Below are 20,380 nucleotides of genomic sequence, written 5' to 3' on the forward strand. Positions count from 1 at the left end.
GTCAGGGTTTCACTGCCCGAAAGAGTTCCTTATTTAATTATTTTTTGCTCACCCTCTCGACAGCGTGAAATTTTTCAGCGTATTTTCTAATGACGCCACACACGTGGCAGCGTCGCTCGGACGGTCCGGGCGCTAACGTTAATCCGAGGAATCTATGGCTGACATCAGTCCTGAACGCCGTTTTTCGCGTATCGATCGTCTTCCCCCCTATGTATTTAATATTACCGCTGAGCTGAAAATGGCTGCGCGTCGGCGCGGCGAAGATATTATCGATTTCAGCATGGGCAACCCCGATGGCCCGACACCGCCGCATATCGTTGAGAAACTGTGTACCGTGGCGCAGCGCCCGGATACGCACGGTTATTCGGCCTCCAGAGGCATTCCGCGCCTGCGTCGGGCGATCTCTCGCTGGTATCAGGATCGCTATCATGTCGATATCGATCCGGAAACCGAAGCGATTGTCACTATCGGTTCGAAAGAGGGGCTGGCGCACCTGATGCTGGCAACGCTCGATCATGGTGACACGGTGCTGGTGCCAAATCCCAGTTATCCGATCCATATTTACGGTGCGGTGATTGCGGGCGCGCAGGTGCGCTCGGTACCACTGGTGGAAGGCGTCGACTTCTTTAACGAACTGGAACGGGCGATCCGCGAAAGTTACCCGAAACCGAAGATGATGATCCTCGGCTTCCCGTCCAACCCGACGGCGCAGTGCGTGGAGCTCGATTTCTTTGAGAAAGTGGTCGCGCTGGCGAAACGCTACGACGTGCTGGTGGTTCACGATCTGGCCTACGCCGATATCGTTTACGACGGCTGGAAAGCGCCGTCGATCATGCAGGTGCCGGGGGCGCGGGACGTTGCCGTGGAATTCTTTACCCTGTCGAAAAGCTACAACATGGCGGGCTGGCGCATCGGCTTTATGGTCGGCAACCCGGTGCTGGTCAACGCGCTGGCGCGCATCAAGAGCTATCACGATTACGGCACCTTTACGCCGTTGCAGGTGGCGGCGATTGCGGCGCTGGAAGGCGATCAGCAATGTGTTCGCGACATTGCCGCGCAGTACAAGCGCCGTCGCGATGTGCTGGTGAAAGGACTGCACGAGGCGGGCTGGAGGGTGGACATGCCGAAAGCGTCGATGTACGTGTGGGCGAAGATCCCTGAACCGTACGCTGAAATGGGGTCCCTGGAGTTTGCCAAGAAGCTGCTGAAGGATGCGAAGGTCTGCGTTTCCCCCGGCATCGGCTTTGGCGACTACGGCGATACGCACGTCCGTTTTGCGCTGATTGAAAACCGCGACCGTATCCGCCAGGCGGTGAGGGGCATTAAAGCGATGTTCCGTGCTGATGGCCTGCTGCCTTCAACGGCAAAAACGTCAGCCGAAGAGGCGTCATAAAAACGCAAACAGGAGCCAGATGGCTCCTGTTTTTTTTTGCATTATGCTCAGTTTAGATCATCAGGGCAAAGGTACCGGCCCACACGATGACCATAAAAGAAATGCCCATAAAGAAATATTTCACGTCTCACCACTCCGCGTCGTACTGATACGCTCAAATGACTGATTATAGAGAGCTGACACCCGACTGAAACAGAATTAGGAATACTCCCGCGTTCACTCTGGCACCACCTCAGAATTCTGTGCGATCTCGCTCCAGACGGCGCTAATGTACGCCTAAAAAAGAGGGGTAGCAAGAGGGATTTTTTTATTTATTTTTAGCAACTTACAAGTGTCGTGAATCGGCGACAGATTAATTTCGGTGGGTAATATATTACATTCGAGCGACGCTGCGAAACGGCAAAAAAATGGCCGAAACACCTTATTGATTTCAGGGTATTTCGGCCACGTTTATCAGACTTTCCTGCTCTATTTCTGCGAGTAGCGTGTGCGGGGATTACTGATTTTCCACCCGCAACCACGGCGTGATAGTGACGCCGGTCAGCAGCCCTTCCGGGCTTAACAGGCGCGTCACCGTCTGACCCCAGGGCTCTTCACGTCTGGCGACCAGCAACTGATAGCCTCGGGCGACCAACGTGCGCGTGGCGCGATCGATGTCCTGTACTTCAAATTCGATCCACGCCTGAGGGAGCGGCAATTCCGCAGGCCATTCGCGGGTGCCGAAGCAGGATTCCGCCGCCTGCGACAGCGGCCACAGAGCGAAATGCTTCACGCCATCCAGCGCGTTTTCTTCGGTGAGCAGATATTCTTCATTCCCTTCCATCGCCTTCAGCGGCAGCCCCAGCGTTTGCTGGTAAAACGCCTGACTGATTTTTGTATCACGAGAGATGGGGCCAAAGCCTGCAATAAACAGCACATCTATGTCGGTGAGATTCATCGCTATACCTGCTTTCTGTGAATACTGAGAATAAGTATATGCGCTCTGCCGACGGCGCGTGTCGGCAGAGCGTGAGAAGCGAGATTAATATTTCAGGGTGGAAAGGGCGTATCTGCCCGCCTGCGCGTATTTATCTTTGATGTCTTCCGTGGCGTTAAACGTGGAGATCATCAGCTTCCCGTCCATAGAGGAAATCTGCATCACGTTGAAGATTTTTCCGTCCGGGCTCGGGGTGGTCATTTCCAGACGGGTCATTTTTTTACCGTCGACGGTCACGTCAGACACCGCCGGTGAGAAAGCGCTCATCTGGGTTTTCAGGACGGTGGCGAACTGCGGGAGCTGGGCTTCCGTCATGCGGTTGTCGGTCTGAGCGAATGCGAGCGTCACTTTGCCGCCTTCGCTTTCCACGTACCAGGCTTCCTGCGGACGCTGACCCGGGTTGGTGTATTTCTTATCCATCAATTCTTTCGGCATCTTCACGAAGCCTTCCGGCAACACAACAGACGCTTTGCCATCGAGGATTTTGGTGGCTTTATCGCTGTCTGTGGAGTCGGCGCTATCACAAGCGGAGAGAAACAGCGCAGAACTGACCAGCAGCGCGCTAAACATGGCGTTGATTTTCATCGATTAACTTCCTGTATTATGGGTAAATCCGTTGGCTTCACCACAGAGCGTGGCTGAAAAATAATGGTCACTTTATCAGCCATTTTGCAAGAATTTATCTTAAATCGTTGAATCTGTCCGCAATCAGATCGGTTGTGATCCGGTCTGCACAGACGCTATCGCCCCCTGTGTGTAACAAATCGTAACTCTTTTTGATCCCGCCACGGCATTTACCTCCATCGGGGTATGCACCTGTCACCCTTCCTCACATAACGTACACAGTAGATGGGTACGCAATAAATAAAGGGTTTTTGATCAATCCCTGAGCCTTGCAAGGAAGTTGTCATGGTTGATGTCACGCGTCGCGGCATGCTAACCGGATCCTGGCGTAATGCCGTTCCGGCCATCCGCCCACCCTGGAGTGGTGATGAAGCGGATTTTCTCGCACGTTGTACGCGCTGTGACCGCTGTGTGGCGCATTGCGAAACCGGCGTGCTGCAACGTGGATCCGGGGGATATCCCACCATCGACTTTCCGCGCGGTGAATGCACGTTTTGTTATGCCTGCGCTGATGCCTGCCCCGAAACTCTTTTTATGCCGCGCCACACCAGGGCATGGGATCTCTCAGTCACCATCGGGGATCGCTGCCTGGCGCAACAGTCCATCGACTGTCGCCATTGTCAGGATAGCTGTGAAGCATCGGCGATTGTCTTTCGTCCCGGGATGCGCGGCATCTGGCAACCGGAATTAAATCAGGAAACGTGCAGTGGTTGTGGCGCGTGCGTCACCCGTTGCCCGATCAATGCAATAACGGCGGAGTATAGCCATGGAAACGCTCTGGCAGGTTTGTAGCCTCGTGGTTCAGGCAAAAAATCAGCGGGTCCCGGAGGTCAGCAAAACGCTGAGCGGGTTACCTGGCTGTGAAGTCGCAGTTTCTGATGTCACAAGCGGCAATCTGGTGGTGGTGGTTGAAGCGACAGAAAGCCAGATGCTGTTAGACACTATCGAGTCAGTACGCAACGTAGAGGGCGTGCTGGCGGTTTCGCTGGTTTATCACCAGCAGGATGAGCAAGGTGAGGAAGCACCATGAAACTCAGTCGTCGTAGCTTTATGAAAGCTAACGCCGTTGCGGCCGCTGCGGCGGGGGGCNATGGGATAAGGCACCCTGCCGCTTTTGTGGTACCGGATGTGGCGTGCTGGTGGGTACGCAGAGCGGGCGCGTTGTTGCCTGTCAGGGTGACCCCGATGCGCCGGTTAACCGTGGTCTGAACTGCATTAAGGGCTATTTCCTGCCCAAAATCATGTACGGAAAAGACCGTCTGACACAGCCGCTGCTGCGTATGACTGACGGCAAATTCAACAAAGAAGGCGAATTTACCCCGATCAGCTGGGAACAAGCCTTCGATATCATGGAAGAGAAGTTCAAAACCGCGCTGAAGGAAAAAGGGCCAGAATCCATTGGCATGTTTGGTTCCGGTCAGTGGACCATCTGGGAAGGTTACGCCGCCGCGAAGCTGTTCAAAGCCGGTTTCCGCTCCAACAACCTCGATCCTAACGCCCGCCACTGTATGGCGTCGGCGGTGGTCGGCTTCATGCGTACCTTTGGCATGGACGAACCGATGGGCTGTTACGATGACATCGAACATGCCGACGCGTTTGTGCTCTGGGGTTCAAACATGGCGGAGATGCACCCGATCCTGTGGTCGCGCATCACCAACCGCCGTCTGGCGGATCCGAACGTCACTGTAGCCGTTCTTTCGACCTTCCAGCACCGCAGCTTTGAGCTGGCGGATAACGGCATGGTCTTCACGCCGCAAACCGATCTGGTGATCCTCAACTACATCGCCAACTACCTGATTCAGAACAACGCGGTGAATCAGGATTTCCTCGATAAACACGTCACCCTGCGTAAAGGCACGACGGATATCGGCTACGGTCTGCGTCCGAACCATCCGCTGGAGCAAAAAGCGAAAAACCCCGGCGCGGATACTTCTGAGCCGATGACCTTCGACGAGTACAAAGCGTTTGTCGCGGAATATACCCTCGAGAAAGCCGCGCAGATGTCCGGCGTACCGGCCGATCAGCTGGAAAAACTGGCGCAACTCTATGCGGATCCGAAGAAAAAAGTCATCTCTTACTGGACGATGGGCTTCAACCAGCACACCCGTGGCGTCTGGGCCAACAACCTCGTTTACAACCTGCACCTGCTGACCGGTAAAATCTCGCAGCCAGGCTGCGGACCGTTCTCCCTGACCGGGCAGCCTTCCGCGTGCGGTACGGCGCGTGAAGTCGGTACTTTCGCCCACCGTCTGCCAGCCGACATGGTGGTGACCAACGAGAAACACCGTGAAATCACCGAGAAGCAGTGGCAGATCCCGGCAGGCACCATTCCGCCGAAAATCGGTCTCCATGCTGTGGCGCAGGATCGCGCGCTGAAAGACGGCAAGCTGAACGTCTACTGGACTATGTGTACCAACAACATGCAGGCTGGTCCGAACATTAACCAGGAGCGTATGCCTGGCTGGCGCGATCCGCGTAACTTCGTGATCGTTTCTGACCCGTATCCGACGGTGAGCGCGCTGGCTGCGGACCTGATCCTGCCAACCGCCATGTGGGTAGAGAAAGAGGGCGCCTACGGCAACGCCGAGCGTCGTACTCAGTTCTGGCGTCAGCAGATCAAAGCGCCGGGCGAAGCTAAATCCGACCTGTGGCAGCTGGTGCAGTTTGCCCGTCGATTTAAAACCGAAGAGGTGTGGACCGAAGAGCTGCTGGCGAAGAAACCGGAACTGCGTGGCAAAACGCTGTTTGACGTACTGTTCGCCAACTCTGAAACCACTAAATTCCCGCTCACTGAGCTGGCAGAAGGGCAGCTTAACGACGAGTCCCATGACGTCGGGTTCTACCTGCAAAAAGGGCTGTTCGAAGAGTATGCCGCGTTTGGCCGCGGTCACGCTCACGACCTGGCGCCGTTCGACGACTACCACAAAGCGCGCGGTCTGCGCTGGCCAGTCATCAACGGTAAAGAAACTCTGTGGCGTTACAGCGAAGGCAACGACCCGTACGTGAAAGCCGGTGAAAGCTACAAGTTCTACGGTAAGCCGGATGGCAAAGCGACCATCTTCGCCCTGCCGTATGAGCCTGCAGCGGAAGCGCCGGACAGTGAATACGATCTGTGGCTGTCGACCGGTCGTGTGCTGGAACACTGGCATACCGGCAGTATGACCCGCCGCGTGGAGGAACTGCACCGAGCCTTCCCGGAAGGCGTCGTGTTTATGCATCCGCAGGATGCGAAATCGCGCAATCTGCGCCGTGGCGACAAGGTGAAAGTCATCTCCCGCCGTGGCGAGGTGGTGTCTATCGTCGAAACGCGTGGTCGTAACCGTACGCCGCAGGGTCTCGTGTATATGGCGTTCTTCGATGCCGCACAACTGACAAACGCACTGACGCTGGATGCGACAGATCCGATTTCGAAAGAGACGGATTACAAGAAGTGCGCCGTTAAACTGGCAAAGGTGTAACGCATCATGTCCCGGGTCGTGAAGTCGCAAGGTCGTCGCCGCTTTCTGCGTGATATGGTTCGCGCAGCAGGTGGGCTGACCGTCGTTGGCGTCACGCTGGGTTTGCAACAGCAGACCGCGCGCGCCAGTGGCGTGCGGCTGCGCCCACCGGGTGCGCTGGCGGAAAATGCTTTCGCCAGCGCCTGCCTCCGCGACGCTGGCGTCAGGGCTGTCGGCGGGAACGCCGTATTTCGTCGCCCGCGATATCCCCTGTGAAATGTGCGAAGACGTTCCCTGCGCGGTGGTCTGCCCGAGTGGCGCGCTGGACAGCGAAATTCCCTCTATTGATGATGCCCGGATGGGGCTGGCGGTCCTGCTCGATCAGGAAAACTGCCTGAACTATCAGGGGCTGCGCTGCGACGTATGCTATCGCGTCTGCCCGTCTATCGATAAGGCGATTACGCTCGAACTGGATCGCAACATGCGCACCGGCAAACACGCCCGCTTTATCCCGACCGTCCACAGCGATGTCTGTACCGGATGCGGTAAATGCGAGAAAGCCTGCGTACTGGAACAGCCAGCCATCAAAGTGCTGCCGCTGTCGCTGGCGAAAGGGGAACTGGGGCACCACTACCGTTTCGGTTGGCTGGAGGGAAGCGATGGCAAACCGTAAATGCGACGCTGGCCGCGAAGCGCTGGCGAAAAAGGGATGGTGGCGCAGTTACAAATGGCTGGTGTTGCGCCGGGTAAGTCAGCTGTTGATTCTCGGCATGTTCCTCAGCGGGCCGTGGTACGGCGTCTGGATCCTGCGCGGGAACTACAGCGGCAGCCTGTTGCTCGACACCGTACCGCTGACCGATCCGCTGATGGCGCTGCAAAGCCTCGCCAGCGGACATCTCCCCGCGGTGCCTGGACTTACTGGCGCCGTCATTATTTTGCTGTTGTATGCCGTAAGCGGAAAACGGCTGTTCTGCAGCTGGGTCTGCCCGGTGAATCCGCTCACCGATCTTGCCAGCTGGCTGCGTCGTCGGTTCGATATCAGCCAGTCCGCCACCATTCCCCGTTACCTGCGCTATCTGCTGCTGTTGATGGTGCTGCTGGGCGCGGGGATCACTGGCACGCTCATCTGGGAGTGGATCAACCCGGTGTCGTTGATGGGGCGCAGCCTGATTTCCGGATTTGGCAGCGGCGCGTTCCTGTTTCTGGCGCTGTTCCTGTTTGATCTGCTGGTCGTCGAACACGGCTGGTGTGGGCATCTCTGCCCGTTAGGGGCGCTGTATGGCGCGGTGAGCAGTAAAGGCGCGTTAACGGTGTCAGCGAAGGGGCGTGGGCAATGTACGCGCTGTATGGATTGTTTTCACGTTTGCCCGGAGCCGCATGTGTTACGTGCTCCGGTTCTGGATGAGCAAAGTCCGGTGCAGATAACGGGCCGCGATTGCATGACCTGCGGCCGCTGTGTGGATGTCTGCCCTGAGGATGTATTCACAATAACAACACGATGGAGTTCGGGAGCGAAATCATGAAGAACCATGTCCTGATAAAGGCGTTAAGTCAAGGGATGGCGGCGCTGGCCCTGGTAGTAAGCGGGATGGTTTGGGCGGCGAATGGCGTGGATTTTAGCCAGTCGCCTGAAGTGTCGGGAACGCAGGAAGGGGCGATCCACATGCCGAAAGAGCAGGATCGGATGGCGCTGAACTACGTCAACCAGCCGCCGATGATCCCGCACAGTGTGGACGGCTACCAGGTAACCACCAACACCAACCGCTGCCTGCAGTGTCACGGTGTGGAAAGTTACCGCACCACCGGTTCGCCGCGCATCAGCCCGACCCATTTCATGGACAGCGACGGTAAAGTGCTGGCTGAAGTGGCGCCGCGCCGCTATTTCTGCCTGCAATGTCACGTGCCGCAGACCAATGCTGCGCCGATTGTCGAAAATACATTTACCCCGTCGAAAGGGTTCGGGAAGTAAGAGGCTGCTATGGAAACATCGAACCGTAAACCGGGAATCATTCGACGCCTCTGGCAATGGTGGCGGCGACCAAGCCGTCTGGCGCTGGGAACGCTGCTACTGACAGGGTTTATCGCCGGGATCATTTTCTGGGGTGGATTCAACACCGGCATGGAAATGTCCAACCGTGAAGAGTTCTGCATTAGCTGCCACGAAATGCGTAATACCGTTTACCAGGAATACATGGAAACGGTGCATTACAACAACCGCAGCGGCGTGCGTGCTACTTGCCCGGATTGCCACGTTCCTCACGAATGGGGCCCCAAAATGTTGCGCAAGATCCAGGCAAGTAAAGAACTTTACGGAAAAGTGATGGGCCTGATTGACACGCCCCAGAAGTTTGAAGACCATCGCCTCTCGATGGCGCAGAACGAATGGCGTCGAATGAAAAACAACAACTCACAAGAGTGCCGGAACTGTCACAATTTCGAATTCATGGATCTCACGATGCAGAAAGGCGTGGCGGCGAAGATGCACGATCAGGCAGTGAAAGACGGGCAAACCTGTATCGATTGTCATAAGGGTATTGCACACAAACTGCCGGACATGCGTGACGTGAAGAATGGATTTTAACCCATGCTTGAAGTGGTAACGTTGTACTGCGAAAGGGACGACCGGGTGCTGTTTAGCGACCTGTCGTTTGAGGTCAACGCAGGTGAGTGGGTTCAAATCACCGGCGGTAACGGCGCGGGCAAAACGACATTGCTGCGCCTGCTGACCGGGCTGTCGCGTCCCGATGACGGTGAGGTGCGCTGGCAAGGAACGCCAGTCTCCCGACAACGGGATGTGTTCCACCAACAACTGCTATGGATAGGTCATCAGCCGGGTATCAAAGCCCGGCTGACCGCGCTTGAGAATTTACGTTTTTTCCACCATGACAGCTCGCTTCAGGCCTGTTTTGCCGCCCTGGCGCAGGCGGGGCTGGCCGGTTTTGAAGATATCCCCGTTAATCAGCTTTCTGCGGGCCAGCAGCGCCGCGTCGCGCTGTCACGCCTGTGGCTGAGCCGCGCCCCGCTGTGGATCCTCGATGAGCCGTTTACCGCCATTGATGTCAACGGTGTCGAACACCTGACCGCGCAGATGAGCGCCCATACGGAGCAGGGCGGGATGGTGATCCTCACCACCCATCAGCCGCTGAACGTCGGCGACGATAAATTGCGTCGTGTCTCCCTCACAGAAGGGGCGGCATGATGTGGCAAATTTTCCGACTTGAGCTACGGGTAGCGTTTCGTCACAGTGCGGATATCGCAAATCCGTTATGGTTCTTCTTAATCGTTATCACGCTGTTTCCGTTGGGCATTGGGCCCGAACCGCAACTGCTGGTGCGCATTACCCCGGGCGTGATTTGGGTCGCTGCGCTGCTTGCGTCGCTGCTGGCGCTGGAGCGTCTGTTCCGCGATGACCTGCAGGACGGCAGCCTCGAACAGCTGATGCTGCTGCCGCTGCCGTTANCTGGCGCATTGGGTGGTGACCGGGCTGCCGCTGATTGTCCTCTCGCCGTTAGCGGCCTTGCTGATGGGCATGGATTTTCACACCTGGCAGGTGATGGCGCTGACGCTGCTGTTGGGCACACCGACGCTTGGTTTTCTCGGTGCGCCAGGCGTCGGGCTGACGGTGGGAATCAAGCGTGGTGGCGTGTTGCTCAGTGTGCTGGTGTTGCCATTAACCATCCCACTGCTGATTTTTGCTACAGCGGCGATTGACGCCGCGACGATGCATCTGCCGGTTGACGGCTATCTGGCAATACTTGGTGCGCTGCTGGCAGGCAGCGCAACGTTAAGTCCCTTTGTGACTGCAGCAGCGCTACGCATCAGCATGCAGTAACTGGATGCGAAAGGATTTGGTGACAACTATGTGGAAACAACTTCATCAACTGGCGATACCGCCCCGGCTTTATCGACTCTGCAGCAGGCTGATTCCATGGTTCGGCATTGCCAGCCTGCTGGTTCTGCTGACTGGCTGGATCTGGGGATTCGGTTTCGCGCCCTCGGATTATCAGCAGGGGCAAAGTTACCGCATTATTTATCTGCACGTACCGGCGGCGATCTGGTCCATGGGGATTTACGCCTCAATGGCAATGGCGGCGTTTATCGGTCTGGTCTGGCAGATGAAAATGGCCAACCTTGCCGTCGCCGCGATGGCACCGGTTGGCGCAGTGTTTACCTTTATCGCGCTGGTGACCGGTTCCACCTGGGGTAAACCCATGTGGGGCACCTGGTGGGTATGGGACGCTCGCCTGACCTCGGAACTGGTGCTGCTGTTTCTCTACGTCGGCGCCATCGCGCTGTGGTACGCCTTTGAGGATCGCAAGATTGCCGGGCGCGCGGTCGGAATTCTGGTGCTGATTGGCGTCGTCAATCTGCCGATTATCCACTACTCCGTGGAGTGGTGGAACACGCTGCATCAGGGCTCCACCCGCATGCAGCAAAGTATCTCCCCGTTGATGCGCACGCCGCTGCGCTGGTCAATCGTGGGTTTCCTGCTTCTTTTTGTCACCCTTACCCTGATGCGGATGCGCACCCTGATTTTGCTGCAGGAGCGCCGTCGCCCGTGGGTCAGCGAACTTATCGCTAAGCGAGGTCGCTCGTGAACAGCGCATTTGCATCCTGGTCTGATTTTTTTGCCATGGGCGGTTACGGCTTTTACGTCTGGCTGGCCGTCTGTTTTACCGTTTTTCCCCTGCTGGCCATTTGCTTCCATAGCTGGGTGCAGCATCGCGCCATTCTGCGTGGGCTGCAGAAACAGCAGGAAAGGGAAGCGCGCATGCGTGCCGCGAAGATGCAGAAGGAACTGGCATGAATATTCGTCGTAAAAACCGTCTGTGGTTAGCGGTCGCCGTACTGGCGGGTTTAGCGTTGACGGCAACGCTGGTGCTTTACGCCCTGCGTTCGAATATTGACCTTTTCTACACGCCGGGCGAAATCGTCTACGGCAAACGCGAAACGCATCAGTTGCCGGAAGTGGGCCAGCGCCTGCGGGTTGGCGGCATGGTGATGCCGGGCAGCGTTAAGCGCGATCCGGGTTCGCTGAAAGTGACCTTCACCGTGTATGACGCGGAAGCGGAAATCAACGTCAGCTACGAAGGTATTCTGCCGGATCTGTTCCGTGAAGGTCAGGGCGTGGTGGTGCAGGGCGAACTGCAAAAAGGCGACAGCGTGGTGGCGAAAGAAGTGCTGGCGAAGCATGACGAAAACTACACGCCGCCGGAAGTAGAAAAAGCGATGCAGGAAAACCATCGTCGTCCTGCCAGTTTCTACAAGGAAAACGCCTCATGATGCCTGAAGTCGGCAATGCGTTGCTGTGCCTGGCGCTCGGCGTGGCGCTGTTGCTCTCCGGTTATCCGTTACTGGGCGTAGCAAGAGGGGACACGCGTCTGATGGCGATGGCGCGACCACTCGCCTGGCTGTTATTTATTGTGGTCAGCGGCGCGTTTGCCATACTGATCCACGCCTTTGTGGTCAATGATTTCACCGTCCTTTACGTCGCCAGCAACTCCAATACGCAACTGCCGGTCTGGTACCGTGTGGCGGCGACCTGGGGCGCGCATGAAGGCTCGCTGCTGTTATGGGTGTTGCTGATGAGCGGCTGGACGTTCGCGGTGGCAATCTTCAGCCGCAGAATTCCGCTCGATATCGTCGCCCGCGTGCTGGCAGTGATGGGCATGGTCAGCGTCGGTTTTCTGGTGTTCATTCTCTTCACCTCTAACCCGTTTAATCGCACCCTGCCGGACTTCCCGATAGAAGGGCGCGATCTTAACCCGTTGTTGCAGGATCCGGGGCTGATTTTCCATCCGCCGTTGCTTTATATGGGCTACGTCGGTTTCTCGGTGGCGTTTGCGTTTGCTATCGCCTCGCTGCTGAGCGGTCGTCTCGACAGCGTGTACGCCCGTTTTTCCCGGCCGTGGACGCTGGCGGCGTGGATTTTCCTGACGCTGGGCATCGTGCTGGGCTCGGCCTGGGCCTATTACGAGCTGGGCTGGGGCGGCTGGTGGTTCTGGGACCCGGTCGAAAACGCCTCGTTTATGCCGTGGCTGGTGGGCACCGCGCTGATGCACTCGCTGGCGGTCACCGAGCAGCGTGCCAGCTTTAAAGCCTGGACGCTGTTGCTGGCGATCACCGCGTTTTCGCTGTGTCTGCTCGGCACGTTCCTCGTGCGTTCCGGGGTGCTGGTATCCGTTCACGCTTTTGCTTCCGATCCCGCGCGCGGCATGTTCATTCTGGCCTTCATGGTGCTGGTGATCGGCGGCTCATTACTGCTGTTCGCGGTGCGAGGGCATCGCGTGCGGTCACGCGTCAACAACGCGCTGTGGTCGCGCGAATCGTTGCTGCTCGCCAATAACGTGCTGCTGGTCGCCGCCATGCTGGTGGTGCTGTTGGGCACGCTGCTGCCGCTGGTGCACAAGCAACTCGGGCTGGGCAGTATTTCTATCGGCGAACCGTTTTTTAATACGCTGTTCAGCGCCCTGATGGCGCCGTTTGCGCTGCTGCTGGGCATTGGCCCGCTGATCCGCTGGGGCCGCGATCGCCCCGGCAGACACAAAAAGCGGTTCCTGCTGGCGCTGGTTTCCACGCTGGTGCTGTCATTGCTGCTGCCGCTGCTGTTACAGGACCACATTATGGCGATGACCGTGGCCGGGCTGGCGATGGCGGTCTGGGTGCTGGTGCTGGTGATCGCGGAAGTCGCCCTGCGCCTGAAGAAGGGCAACAAACTCACCGCCAGCTACTGGGGCATGGTGCTGGGGCATATCGGCCTGGCGGTGACCGTCGTGGGTATCGCCTTCAGTCAGAACTACAGCGTGGAGCGTGACGTGCGCATGAAAGCGGGCGACTCGGTGGACATCCACAACTACCGCTTTATCTTCCGTCAGGTGGAAGAGCGCAACGGCCCAAACTGGCGCGGCGGCGCGGGGATCATTGACGTCACCCGCAACGGCAAGCCGGAGGCGACGCTGCATGCTGAAAAACGCTTTTATAACACCAGCAGCATGATGATGACGGAAGCGGCGATTGACGGCGGCGTAACGCGCGACCTGTATGCCGCGTTGGGTGAAGAACTGGATAACGGTGCGTGGGCGGTTCGCCTTTATTACAAGCCGTTTATCCGCTGGATCTGGGCGGGCGGCATTCTGATGTCGTTAGGTGGCCTGTGCTGTCTGTTCGACCCGCGTTATCGCAGGAGGCCACATGAAGCGTAATGTTCTGCTGATTCCTTTTTTCATTTTCCTGGCGATTGCCGCCGCGCTGCTGTGGCAACTGGCGCGTAACGCCGAGGGCGATACGCCGACGAATCTCGAATCAGCGCTGATTGGCAAACCGGTACCGGCGTTTCGCCTGGAATCGCTCGACGAGCCGGGGAAAGTGTATGACGCGGCGGTGCTCACGCAGGGGAAACCGGTGCTGTTGAACGTCTGGGCGACCTGGTGTCCGACCTGCCGCGCTGAACATCAATATCTTAATCAGCTTGCCGCGCAGGGTGTGCGCGTAGTGGGCATGAATTACAAAGATGACCGCGCAAAAGCAATGACCTGGCTGAAAGAGCTGGGCAATCCGTATGCGCTAAGCCTGTTTGATGGCAACGGCATGTTGGGGCTGGATCTCGGCGTCTACGGCGCACCGGAAACCTTTCTTATTGATGGCAAAGGGATTATTCGTTACCGCCATGCCGGGGATATGAACAGCAAAGTCTGGGAAGAGGAAGTGAAACCGCTGTGGGATCGCTACAGTCAGGAGGCGAAATCATGAGAACGTTACTGTTCAGCCTGCTGGTGATGTTCTCCTCTGTGACCTTTGCCGCCACCGACGTCATGACGTTTCGCGATGAGGCGCAGGAGCAACAGTTCCGGGAACTAACCGCCGAACTGCGCTGCCCGAAATGCCAGAACAACAGCATCGCTGATTCCAATTCCATGATCTCCGTTGACATGCGTCAGAAGGTTTATGAACTGATGCAGGAAGGGAAGAGCAAGCAGGAAGTGATCGATTACATGGTGGCGCGTTACGGCCATTTTGTGACCTACGATCCGCCACTCACCCCGCTGACGGTGTTGCTGTGGTTGATCCCGGCGGTCGCGGTGCTGGCAGGCGGCTGGGTGATTGTTGCCCGTACGCGGCGTCGGGTGTTGAAGGCGAAGGACGATGTGGTACCGCCACCGACAGCCGCCGCGCCGCTGAATCTGTGGCTNCTGGAGCTACTACCAGGTCGGCGGCTATGAGAAAGTGCGCGTCTGGCACATGGCGGCCGCACAGACCAGTGATCTGATGGCTCGCGTGCTTGATCAAAACGCCAAAGCGCTGGATATCGAAGAGATGTCGCGCCTGGGACTGGGTCTGCGAACGCGTCTGCAAAACCATCCCAACGATGTTGATGGCTGGATGATGCTGGGGCGCATCGGGATGGTGCTGGATAACGCCAGCACCGCGACGGATGCCTGGGGCCGCGCCTATGCACTCGCGCCAACCAACAGCGAAGTGGCCGTGGGTTACGCGCAGGTGTTGATTCGTTCACCGGACAGCAACGACAACCGCCGTGGCGGCGAGCTGCTGCGCGAGCTGGTGAAAAAGAATCACGCTGACGTGCGGGTACTCAGCCTGTATGCCTTTAATGCCTTTGAAGAGCAGCGGTATGATGAAGCGATTTCGTCATGGCAACTGATGCTGAAACTGTTGCCTGAGGGCGATCAGCGCCGCGCTATCATTGAGCGCAGCATTGCACAGGCGATGCAGCAGCGGGGTGGCAGCTAAACGCGGCCAGGGGAAGCGTTACTGAATGCCGCGCGTTTGCAGGAACAGGATCGTCGCGGCAACTCTTGAACGCACATTAAGTTTGCGCAGCAGATTGCGGATGTGCACTTTCACTGTCTGTTCGGAGATATCCAGCACGGAAGCAATCTGCTTGTTCGACAGGCCGCGCGCCAGTTCATGTAACACATCCAGTTCACGTTCGGTCAATACGCTAAACGGATCGTTTGACGTGCCGGAGGCTTCGCGCTCCTGAAGGTAAGCGAACACCCGCTCACTGAACGCATCACCGCCGTTGGCGCTTTCGCGTATGGATTCCAGCAGCTCTTCCGGCTCGCCGTCTTTCAGTAAGTAACCATCCGCACCCGCATCAATCATCGCGTAGATATCGCTGGCCGCGTCGGAAACGGTGAGTATGACGATCCGCGCTGTGACGCCATCGCGGCGCAGCGCTCTGAGCGTATCCAGCCCGCTCATTTGCCCCATATTGAGGTCGAGCAGGATCAGGTCGAGGTCGTTCTGGTTAGCCAGCTCAATGGCCGTCTGACCATCGCCCGCCTCAGCAACGACGTTAAAGACACTATCAAGTTCCAGCAACTGACGAATCCCTCGTCTCATGAGGGGATGGTCGTCCACAATCATCACCTGAAAGGAGGTGGTTGCAGGCATAACAGACTCCATGGCCATAAAAGTACCCCAGGGGTATTACTCATTATTGTTATTGCGTGTGTGATTTTCCAGATTTCGCACCAGCGCGAGAAGAGCAAATATTACCTTAATTAATCCAGGGTCAATAAGAGAAAAGGGCTCAATGTTAATGCTATGTCGCAAAAATAAGAATTCATAGAAATATTGTCTGGGTCCTTTCCGGGGTTCTCCCACCTCGTATCACCGCTCAAAATACATAAATGCATAATTTCTTTAATAACAAAGTGTTAGGTTAAATTTATGCGCCGTACCAACAAAGGGTTTGCGGGTTTATTGATTTCACCCGGCGATCTAACCCTAAAGGTGTATTTCGCATACATTTACATTTGAGTAAAAACAACATTATTGTTGTGGTTTTTTGTTACATATAGAAATGAGCAATGTCATGACGGTTTTTTGTGCGGTTACTGTCATGGAAGAAAAAATAACAGAGCCGCCGTATAACAGGGTGGCACCATCTNCCCTATGGCAAGGATAAAAATAAGCGCACGCCGAATTTTCAGCTTGATTCTCCCTCTCTGCTTTATCTTTAGTGCCAATGCTGAACCGACGGCGGTACCCGCGAAATCTGCACCCATTGAGGCAAAGAACGAAACCTTCGCCTCTAAAAACCCTGACCAGTACCAGTCCTGGAAGGCAACCAGCGAGCAGTCAGACCGCGTCGACGCACTGGCTGAAGATCCGCGTCTGGTCATTCTCTGGGCGGGGTACCCCTTCTCACGCGATTACAACAAACCCCGCGGCCATGCGTACGCGGTCACCGACGTACGTGAAACGCTGCGTACCGGTGCACCGAAAAACGCAGAAGACGGTCCGCTGCCGATGGCCTGCTGGAGCTGTAAAAGCCCGGATGTGGCTCCCCCCCTCCCCGTATGCCGCGCGTGCGATGGAAACCATCGGCAAGCCGTTCGATAAAGCCAGCCGTTTCGATCAGCAAGCCATGGTGTGCGGTCAGTGTCACGTTGAGTACCACTTCGATGGCCCGAACAAAGCGGTGAAATTCCCGTGGGACAACGGCATGAAAGTGGAGGATATGGAGAAGTACTACGACGCCATCACCTTTGCTGACTGGGTCAACCCGCTGTCAAAAACCCCGATGCTGAAAGCGCAGCACCCGGAATATGAAACCTGGGCCGGTGGCATCCACGGCAAAAACAACGTGACCTGTATCGACTGTCACATGCCGAAAGTGCAGAACGCCGAAGGCAAAATGTACACCAGCCACAAGATCGGCAATCCGTTTGATTCCTTCGAGCAGACCTGCGTGAATTGCCATACCCAGGACAAAGCCACACTGCAGAACATCGTCGCCGAGCGTAAAGAGGCGATTCGTGTGCTGAAGCTGAAGGTTGAAGATCAGATTGTTCGTGCGCACTTCGAAGCGAAAGCCGCATGGGATGCGGGCGCGAAAGAAGAAGACATGAAGCCAATTCTGATGGACATCCGTCATGCGCAATGGCGCTGGGACCTGGCTATCGCCTCTCACGGCATTCACATGCACGCCCCGGAAGAGGGTCTGCGCATGCTCGGTGGCGCGCTGGATAAAGCCGCCGATGCCCGTACCAAACTGGTTCGTCTGCTGGCGAGCATGGGTATCACCCATGAAATTCCGGTACCGGATATCTCCACCAAAGCGAAAGCACAGGCAGCGATTGGTCTGAACATGCAGCAAATCAAAGCCGAAAAAGAGGACTTCCTGAAAACGGTTGTTCCGCAATGGGATGAGCAGGCGCGTAAAAACGGTCTGTTAAGCCAATAACCCCCATCTCCGCCCCTCGCGGGGCGGATTGATCAATGGAGTGAATATGAGCGTACTACGTTCGTTATTAACTGCCGGGGTGCTGGCGTCAGGCCTGTTATGGAGCCTTTCCGGGATGTCCGAAACGCCAGCGCCACAGGATCCCGACCAGCGCTGGACGGTGACCCAGCAGCGCAATCCGGATGCCGCATGCCTTGACTGCCACAAACCTGATACTGAAGGTTTGCACGGCAAACATGCCTCGGCGATTAACCCGGGTAATAAATTGCCCGTAACCTGCACCAACTGTCACGGTAAGCCGTCGCCGCAGCACCGTGAAGGTGTGAAAGACGTCATGCGTTTCAACGATCCGATGTATACGGTAGAACAGCAGAATAGCGTCTGTATGTCCTGCCATTTACCGGAACAGTTACAGAAAGCGTTCTGGCCTCATGATGTCCACGAGACAAAAGTGGCCTGCGCCAGTTGCCACCAATTGCATCCACAGCAGGATAAGATGCGGGCGTTGGACGATAAAGGGCGAATTAAATTGTGCGTAGATTGCCACAGCGATCAGCGTACCAATCCGCACTTTAACCCGGCGTCAGTGCCCCTGTTTAAGGAGCACCCATGAGTTGCTCACGTCGCCAGCTAATCACCCGTATGGGCGCGCTGATTGCGATCAGCGGGGCGGCGGGGCAGATTGTGGCTAAAACGCTGAATATTAACGGAGTGCGTTACGGCATGATCCACGACGAGTCGTTGTGCATCGGCTGTACCGCGTGCATGGATGCCTGCCGGGAGGTGAATAAGGTCCCGGAAGGCGTCTCACGGCTTACCATCATTCGCAGCGAGCCGATTGGCGAATTCCCGGACGTGAAATACCGGTTTTTCCGCCATTCGTGCCAGCACTGCGACGCTGCACCTTGCGTTGAGGTGTGCCCGACCGGCGCCTCTTACCGCGATGCGGCAAATGGTATTGTGGACGTGAATCCAGACCTTTGCGTGGGTTGCCAGTACTGTATCGCCGCGTGTCCGTACCGCGTTCGCTTTATCCACCCGGAAAGCAAAACGGCGGATAAATGCGATTTTTGCCGGAAGACCAACCTCAGACAGGGAAAACTGCCTGCCTGTGTGGAATCCTGCCCGACAAAAGCGCTCACCTTTGGCAATCTGGACGATCCCAACAGCGAGATCTCTCGCCTGTTGCAGCAAAAAGCGACCTACCGCTTCAAGCTGGCGTTGGGAACGAAGCCGAAAGTCTATCGCATCCCTTTTAAATATGGAGAGGTGAGCCAATGACCCCCGCTTCTGCTTTCCATTTTGAGTCGCTGGTCTGGGACTGGCCGATTGCGATTTACCTGTTCCTGATAGGTATTTCCGCAGGGCTGGTGACACTGGCTGTGCTGCTGCGCCGTTTTCACCCTGCAGAGGGAACCGCAGAAAGTTCGCTGATGCGCACCACGCTGTTCGTCGCGCCCGTCACCATTATTCTGGGTCTGGTGATCCTCATCTTCCATCTGGCGCGGCCATGGACATTCTGGAAACTGATGTTCAACTACAGCCTGACGTCGGTTATGTCGATGGGGGTACTGCTGTTCCAGGTCTACATGGTGGTGTTGATCCTGTGGCTGGCGGAAATTTTCGAAAACGAGACCCTCGCGCTGCAACGTAAGTATCTGCCGCGTCTGACGTTCGTCGAAAAAGTACTGAAAATGCTGACGGTCATTCAACGGCCGCTGGAAACACTCATGCTGGTGCTGGCTGTGCTGCTCGGCGCTTACACCGGTTTTCTGCTGTCGGCACTGAAGTCCTATCCGTTCCTGAATAACCCGGTGCTGCCGGTGCTGTTTCTCTTTTCCGGTATCTCATCGGGTGCTGCCGTGGCGTTGATTGCGATGGCGTTTCGTCACCGCGATAACCCGCACAGTACGGAAGTCCACTTTATTCATCGCGTTGAAAAACCGGTGTTCTGGCTGGAAGTCTTCCTGCTGGTGGCGTTTTTCGTCGGGCTGGCGCTGGGCGATGACGGCAAAATGCGCGCGCTGGTTGCGGCACTGGGCGGCGGGTTCTGGACGTGGTGGTTCTGGATTGGCGTGGCGGGTATTGGCCTGGCGGTGCCGTTGCTGCTGAAGCGGTGGGCAACGCGCGATTCTGCGTTTGTTGGCGCAATCGTGGTCAGCGGGGCCAGTCTCACTGGCGTCCTGCTGTTGCGCTTCTTCATTCTGTATGCAGGACAGTTAACAGTGGCGTAAGCCCGGCAAGGTGATTTCTGGAACTGTTTGTACCCGAAGCGGGTTTTCTGGCATTACTGCTTAGCCTCGGGGCCAGCCTGCTGACCCCGCTGGCGACGCTTACGGGCGTTCGCCTGCGCTGGCGGAGTATCACTCGCCTGGCGGTTGGCGGTGTGTGGATCCAGTTTATTTTCCTGCTGCTGGCGTTTGCCATACTGATTCAGAGTTTCATCAGCGATAACTTCACGGTGGTCTATGTTGCTCAACATAGCCACCGTTCGTTGCCTCTGGGGCTCAAAATCGCCGCCGTATGGGGCGGTCATGAAGGCTCCCTGCTGCTGTGGATTTTCTTCCTTTCCGGCTGGAGCGCACTGTTTGCCTGGCGCTACCGGCAACAAACCGACCCGCTGTTTGCGTGGACGCTGACCCTCCTGTCAGCGCTGACCGCGCTGCTGTTGCTGTTTGTTGTTATCTGGTCCGATCCTTTCGTTCGCCTGTTCCCGCCTGCGGTGGAAGGGCGCGACC

Annotated in this window: 19 protein-coding genes and 6 pseudogenes; 21 read left to right on the forward strand and 4 right to left on the reverse strand. The window is 56.8% G+C overall.

What is annotated here, in order from left to right; genetic code table 11:
- Nucleotides 1-154 precede the first annotated feature (154 nt).
- Nucleotides 155-1,393: an alanine transaminase gene (gene alaC, locus GM30_RS16915; protein WP_049849575.1), complete on the forward strand. Its 1,239-nt coding sequence runs from the start codon at nucleotides 155-157 to the stop codon at nucleotides 1,391-1,393.
- Between the two features lie 52 nt (nucleotides 1,394-1,445).
- On the opposite strand, the gene ypdK is transcribed toward alaC, so the two are convergent.
- The 3 genes from ypdK to GM30_RS16925 all read right to left on the reverse strand — a co-directional run bounded on the left by ypdK (nucleotide 1,446) and on the right by GM30_RS16925 (nucleotide 2,954).
- A complete protein-coding gene (gene ypdK, locus GM30_RS26315; protein WP_010723117.1) occupies nucleotides 1,446-1,517 on the reverse strand; it encodes a membrane protein YpdK in 72 nt (23 codons plus the stop codon).
- A 372-nt stretch (nucleotides 1,518-1,889) separates the two neighbouring features.
- A complete protein-coding gene (locus GM30_RS16920; RefSeq protein WP_049849576.1) occupies nucleotides 1,890-2,330 on the reverse strand; it encodes a VOC family protein in 441 nt (146 codons plus the stop codon).
- 84 nt (nucleotides 2,331-2,414) lie between these two features.
- On the reverse strand, nucleotides 2,415-2,954 hold the full coding sequence (locus GM30_RS16925; RefSeq protein WP_049849577.1) for a hypothetical protein: 540 nt from the start codon (nucleotides 2,952-2,954) through the stop codon (nucleotides 2,415-2,417).
- 324 nt (nucleotides 2,955-3,278) lie between these two features.
- On the opposite strand from GM30_RS16925, the gene napF reads away from it, so the two are divergent.
- The 15 genes and pseudogenes from napF to GM30_RS16995 all read left to right on the forward strand — a co-directional run bounded on the left by napF (nucleotide 3,279) and on the right by GM30_RS16995 (nucleotide 15,178).
- Complete coding sequence (gene napF, locus GM30_RS24770) at nucleotides 3,279-3,785, forward strand: ferredoxin-type protein NapF (protein ID WP_072094157.1); 507 nt, start codon at nucleotides 3,279-3,281, stop codon at nucleotides 3,783-3,785.
- Entirely contained in the window at nucleotides 3,760-4,023 is a 264-nt protein-coding gene (napD, locus tag GM30_RS16930) for a chaperone NapD (protein WP_049849578.1), read from the forward strand. Before napF ends, napD begins: the two co-directional genes overlap by 26 nt.
- A pseudogene (napA, locus tag GM30_RS16935) lies at nucleotides 4,020-6,451 on the forward strand (nitrate reductase catalytic subunit NapA). The gene napD and the pseudogene napA overlap by 4 nt, the downstream one beginning before the upstream one ends.
- A 6-nt stretch (nucleotides 6,452-6,457) precedes the next feature.
- Nucleotides 6,458-7,103: pseudogene (gene napG / locus GM30_RS16940) on the forward strand (ferredoxin-type protein NapG).
- Nucleotides 7,090-7,953 (forward strand): quinol dehydrogenase ferredoxin subunit NapH, encoded by an 864-nt coding sequence (gene napH / locus GM30_RS16945; RefSeq protein ID WP_049849579.1) that lies wholly within the window; start codon nucleotides 7,090-7,092, stop codon nucleotides 7,951-7,953. Before napG ends, napH begins: the two are co-directional and overlap by 14 nt.
- The gene (gene napB / locus GM30_RS16950) at nucleotides 7,950-8,399 is read left to right on the forward strand and encodes a nitrate reductase cytochrome c-type subunit (protein ID WP_049849580.1); all 450 of its coding nucleotides are present in this window, start codon (nucleotides 7,950-7,952) and stop codon (nucleotides 8,397-8,399) included. The genes napH and napB overlap by 4 nt, the downstream gene beginning before the upstream one ends.
- 9 nt (nucleotides 8,400-8,408) lie before the next feature.
- The gene (napC, locus tag GM30_RS16955; protein WP_049849581.1) at nucleotides 8,409-9,011 is read left to right on the forward strand and encodes a cytochrome c-type protein NapC; all 603 of its coding nucleotides are present in this window, start codon (nucleotides 8,409-8,411) and stop codon (nucleotides 9,009-9,011) included.
- A 3-nt stretch (nucleotides 9,012-9,014) separates the two neighbouring features.
- Nucleotides 9,015-9,629, forward strand: a complete 615-nt coding sequence (ccmA, locus tag GM30_RS16960; protein WP_049849582.1) for a cytochrome c biogenesis heme-transporting ATPase CcmA — start codon at nucleotides 9,015-9,017, stop codon at nucleotides 9,627-9,629.
- Nucleotides 9,626-10,262 (forward strand): annotated as a pseudogene (gene ccmB, locus GM30_RS16965) (heme exporter protein CcmB). The gene ccmA and the pseudogene ccmB overlap by 4 nt, the downstream one beginning before the upstream one ends.
- A gap of 28 nt (nucleotides 10,263-10,290) precedes the next feature.
- Entirely contained in the window at nucleotides 10,291-11,028 is a 738-nt protein-coding gene (locus GM30_RS16970; protein ID WP_049849583.1) for a heme ABC transporter permease, read from the forward strand.
- Nucleotides 11,025-11,237, forward strand: coding sequence for a heme exporter protein CcmD (gene ccmD, locus GM30_RS16975; protein WP_155484002.1), 213 nt, complete (start codon nucleotides 11,025-11,027; stop codon nucleotides 11,235-11,237). Before GM30_RS16970 ends, ccmD begins: the two co-directional genes overlap by 4 nt.
- The gene (gene ccmE / locus GM30_RS16980) at nucleotides 11,234-11,713 is read left to right on the forward strand and encodes a cytochrome c maturation protein CcmE (protein WP_049849584.1); all 480 of its coding nucleotides are present in this window, start codon (nucleotides 11,234-11,236) and stop codon (nucleotides 11,711-11,713) included. Before ccmD ends, ccmE begins: the two co-directional genes overlap by 4 nt.
- Nucleotides 11,710-13,632: a heme lyase CcmF/NrfE family subunit gene (locus tag GM30_RS16985; protein WP_049849585.1), complete on the forward strand. Its 1,923-nt coding sequence runs from the start codon at nucleotides 11,710-11,712 to the stop codon at nucleotides 13,630-13,632. The genes ccmE and GM30_RS16985 overlap by 4 nt, the downstream gene beginning before the upstream one ends.
- A complete protein-coding gene (gene dsbE, locus GM30_RS16990; RefSeq protein ID WP_049849586.1) occupies nucleotides 13,622-14,179 on the forward strand; it encodes a thiol:disulfide interchange protein DsbE in 558 nt (185 codons plus the stop codon). Before GM30_RS16985 ends, dsbE begins: the two co-directional genes overlap by 11 nt.
- Nucleotides 14,176-15,178, forward strand: a pseudogene (locus tag GM30_RS16995) (cytochrome c-type biogenesis protein CcmH). The gene dsbE and the pseudogene GM30_RS16995 overlap by 4 nt, the downstream one beginning before the upstream one ends.
- An 18-nt stretch (nucleotides 15,179-15,196) precedes the next feature.
- Here the strand turns inward: GM30_RS16995 and narP are convergent.
- Complete coding sequence (gene narP / locus GM30_RS17000) at nucleotides 15,197-15,844, reverse strand: nitrate/nitrite response regulator protein NarP (RefSeq protein WP_049849587.1); 648 nt, start codon at nucleotides 15,842-15,844, stop codon at nucleotides 15,197-15,199.
- A 504-nt stretch (nucleotides 15,845-16,348) separates the two neighbouring features.
- Here narP and GM30_RS17005 point away from each other — a divergent pair.
- The 5 genes and pseudogenes from GM30_RS17005 to GM30_RS17025 form a co-directional block, all read left to right on the forward strand.
- Nucleotides 16,349-17,642, forward strand: a pseudogene (locus GM30_RS17005) (cytochrome c nitrite reductase).
- Nucleotides 17,643-17,688: 46 nt separating this feature from the next.
- Nucleotides 17,689-18,255, forward strand: coding sequence for a cytochrome c nitrite reductase pentaheme subunit (gene nrfB, locus GM30_RS17010; RefSeq protein WP_049849588.1), 567 nt, complete (start codon nucleotides 17,689-17,691; stop codon nucleotides 18,253-18,255).
- The gene (gene nrfC, locus GM30_RS17015) at nucleotides 18,252-18,923 is read left to right on the forward strand and encodes a cytochrome c nitrite reductase Fe-S protein (protein WP_049849589.1); all 672 of its coding nucleotides are present in this window, start codon (nucleotides 18,252-18,254) and stop codon (nucleotides 18,921-18,923) included. Before nrfB ends, nrfC begins: the two co-directional genes overlap by 4 nt.
- Nucleotides 18,920-19,876, forward strand: a complete 957-nt coding sequence (nrfD, locus tag GM30_RS17020; RefSeq protein WP_049849590.1) for a cytochrome c nitrite reductase subunit NrfD — start codon at nucleotides 18,920-18,922, stop codon at nucleotides 19,874-19,876. The genes nrfC and nrfD overlap by 4 nt, the downstream gene beginning before the upstream one ends.
- Before the next feature lie 17 nt (nucleotides 19,877-19,893).
- A pseudogene (locus GM30_RS17025) lies at nucleotides 19,894-20,380 on the forward strand (heme lyase NrfEFG subunit NrfF); the annotation flags it as partial.

Source organism: Trabulsiella odontotermitis (assembly GCF_001188485.1).
In the GTDB taxonomy this organism is placed as follows: Bacteria; Pseudomonadota; Gammaproteobacteria; order Enterobacterales; family Enterobacteriaceae; genus Trabulsiella; species Trabulsiella odontotermitis_A.

Bases quoted from the DNA above. Each gene is read 5' to 3' on its own strand.
- alaC (WP_049849575.1), top strand. From the start codon at position 155: ATGGCTGACATCAGTCCTGAACGCCGTTTTTCGCGTATCGATCGTCTT.
- GM30_RS16920 (WP_049849576.1), bottom strand. From the start codon at position 2,330: ATGAATCTCACCGACATAGATGTGCTGTTTATTGCAGGCTTTGGCCCC.
- GM30_RS16925 (WP_049849577.1), bottom strand. From the start codon at position 2,954: ATGAAAATCAACGCCATGTTTAGCGCGCTGCTGGTCAGTTCTGCGCTG.
- napF (WP_072094157.1), top strand. From the start codon at position 3,279: ATGGTTGATGTCACGCGTCGCGGCATGCTAACCGGATCCTGGCGTAAT.
- napD (WP_049849578.1), top strand. From the start codon at position 3,760: ATGGAAACGCTCTGGCAGGTTTGTAGCCTCGTGGTTCAGGCAAAAAAT.
- napH (WP_049849579.1), top strand. From the start codon at position 7,090: ATGGCAAACCGTAAATGCGACGCTGGCCGCGAAGCGCTGGCGAAAAAG.
- napB (WP_049849580.1), top strand. From the start codon at position 7,950: ATGAAGAACCATGTCCTGATAAAGGCGTTAAGTCAAGGGATGGCGGCG.
- napC (WP_049849581.1), top strand. From the start codon at position 8,409: ATGGAAACATCGAACCGTAAACCGGGAATCATTCGACGCCTCTGGCAA.
- ccmA (WP_049849582.1), top strand. From the start codon at position 9,015: ATGCTTGAAGTGGTAACGTTGTACTGCGAAAGGGACGACCGGGTGCTG.
- GM30_RS16970 (WP_049849583.1), top strand. From the start codon at position 10,291: ATGTGGAAACAACTTCATCAACTGGCGATACCGCCCCGGCTTTATCGA.
- ccmE (WP_049849584.1), top strand. From the start codon at position 11,234: ATGAATATTCGTCGTAAAAACCGTCTGTGGTTAGCGGTCGCCGTACTG.
- GM30_RS16985 (WP_049849585.1), top strand. From the start codon at position 11,710: ATGATGCCTGAAGTCGGCAATGCGTTGCTGTGCCTGGCGCTCGGCGTG.
- dsbE (WP_049849586.1), top strand. From the start codon at position 13,622: ATGAAGCGTAATGTTCTGCTGATTCCTTTTTTCATTTTCCTGGCGATT.
- narP (WP_049849587.1), bottom strand. From the start codon at position 15,844: ATGCCTGCAACCACCTCCTTTCAGGTGATGATTGTGGACGACCATCCC.
- nrfB (WP_049849588.1), top strand. From the start codon at position 17,689: ATGAGCGTACTACGTTCGTTATTAACTGCCGGGGTGCTGGCGTCAGGC.
- nrfC (WP_049849589.1), top strand. From the start codon at position 18,252: ATGAGTTGCTCACGTCGCCAGCTAATCACCCGTATGGGCGCGCTGATT.
- nrfD (WP_049849590.1), top strand. From the start codon at position 18,920: ATGACCCCCGCTTCTGCTTTCCATTTTGAGTCGCTGGTCTGGGACTGG.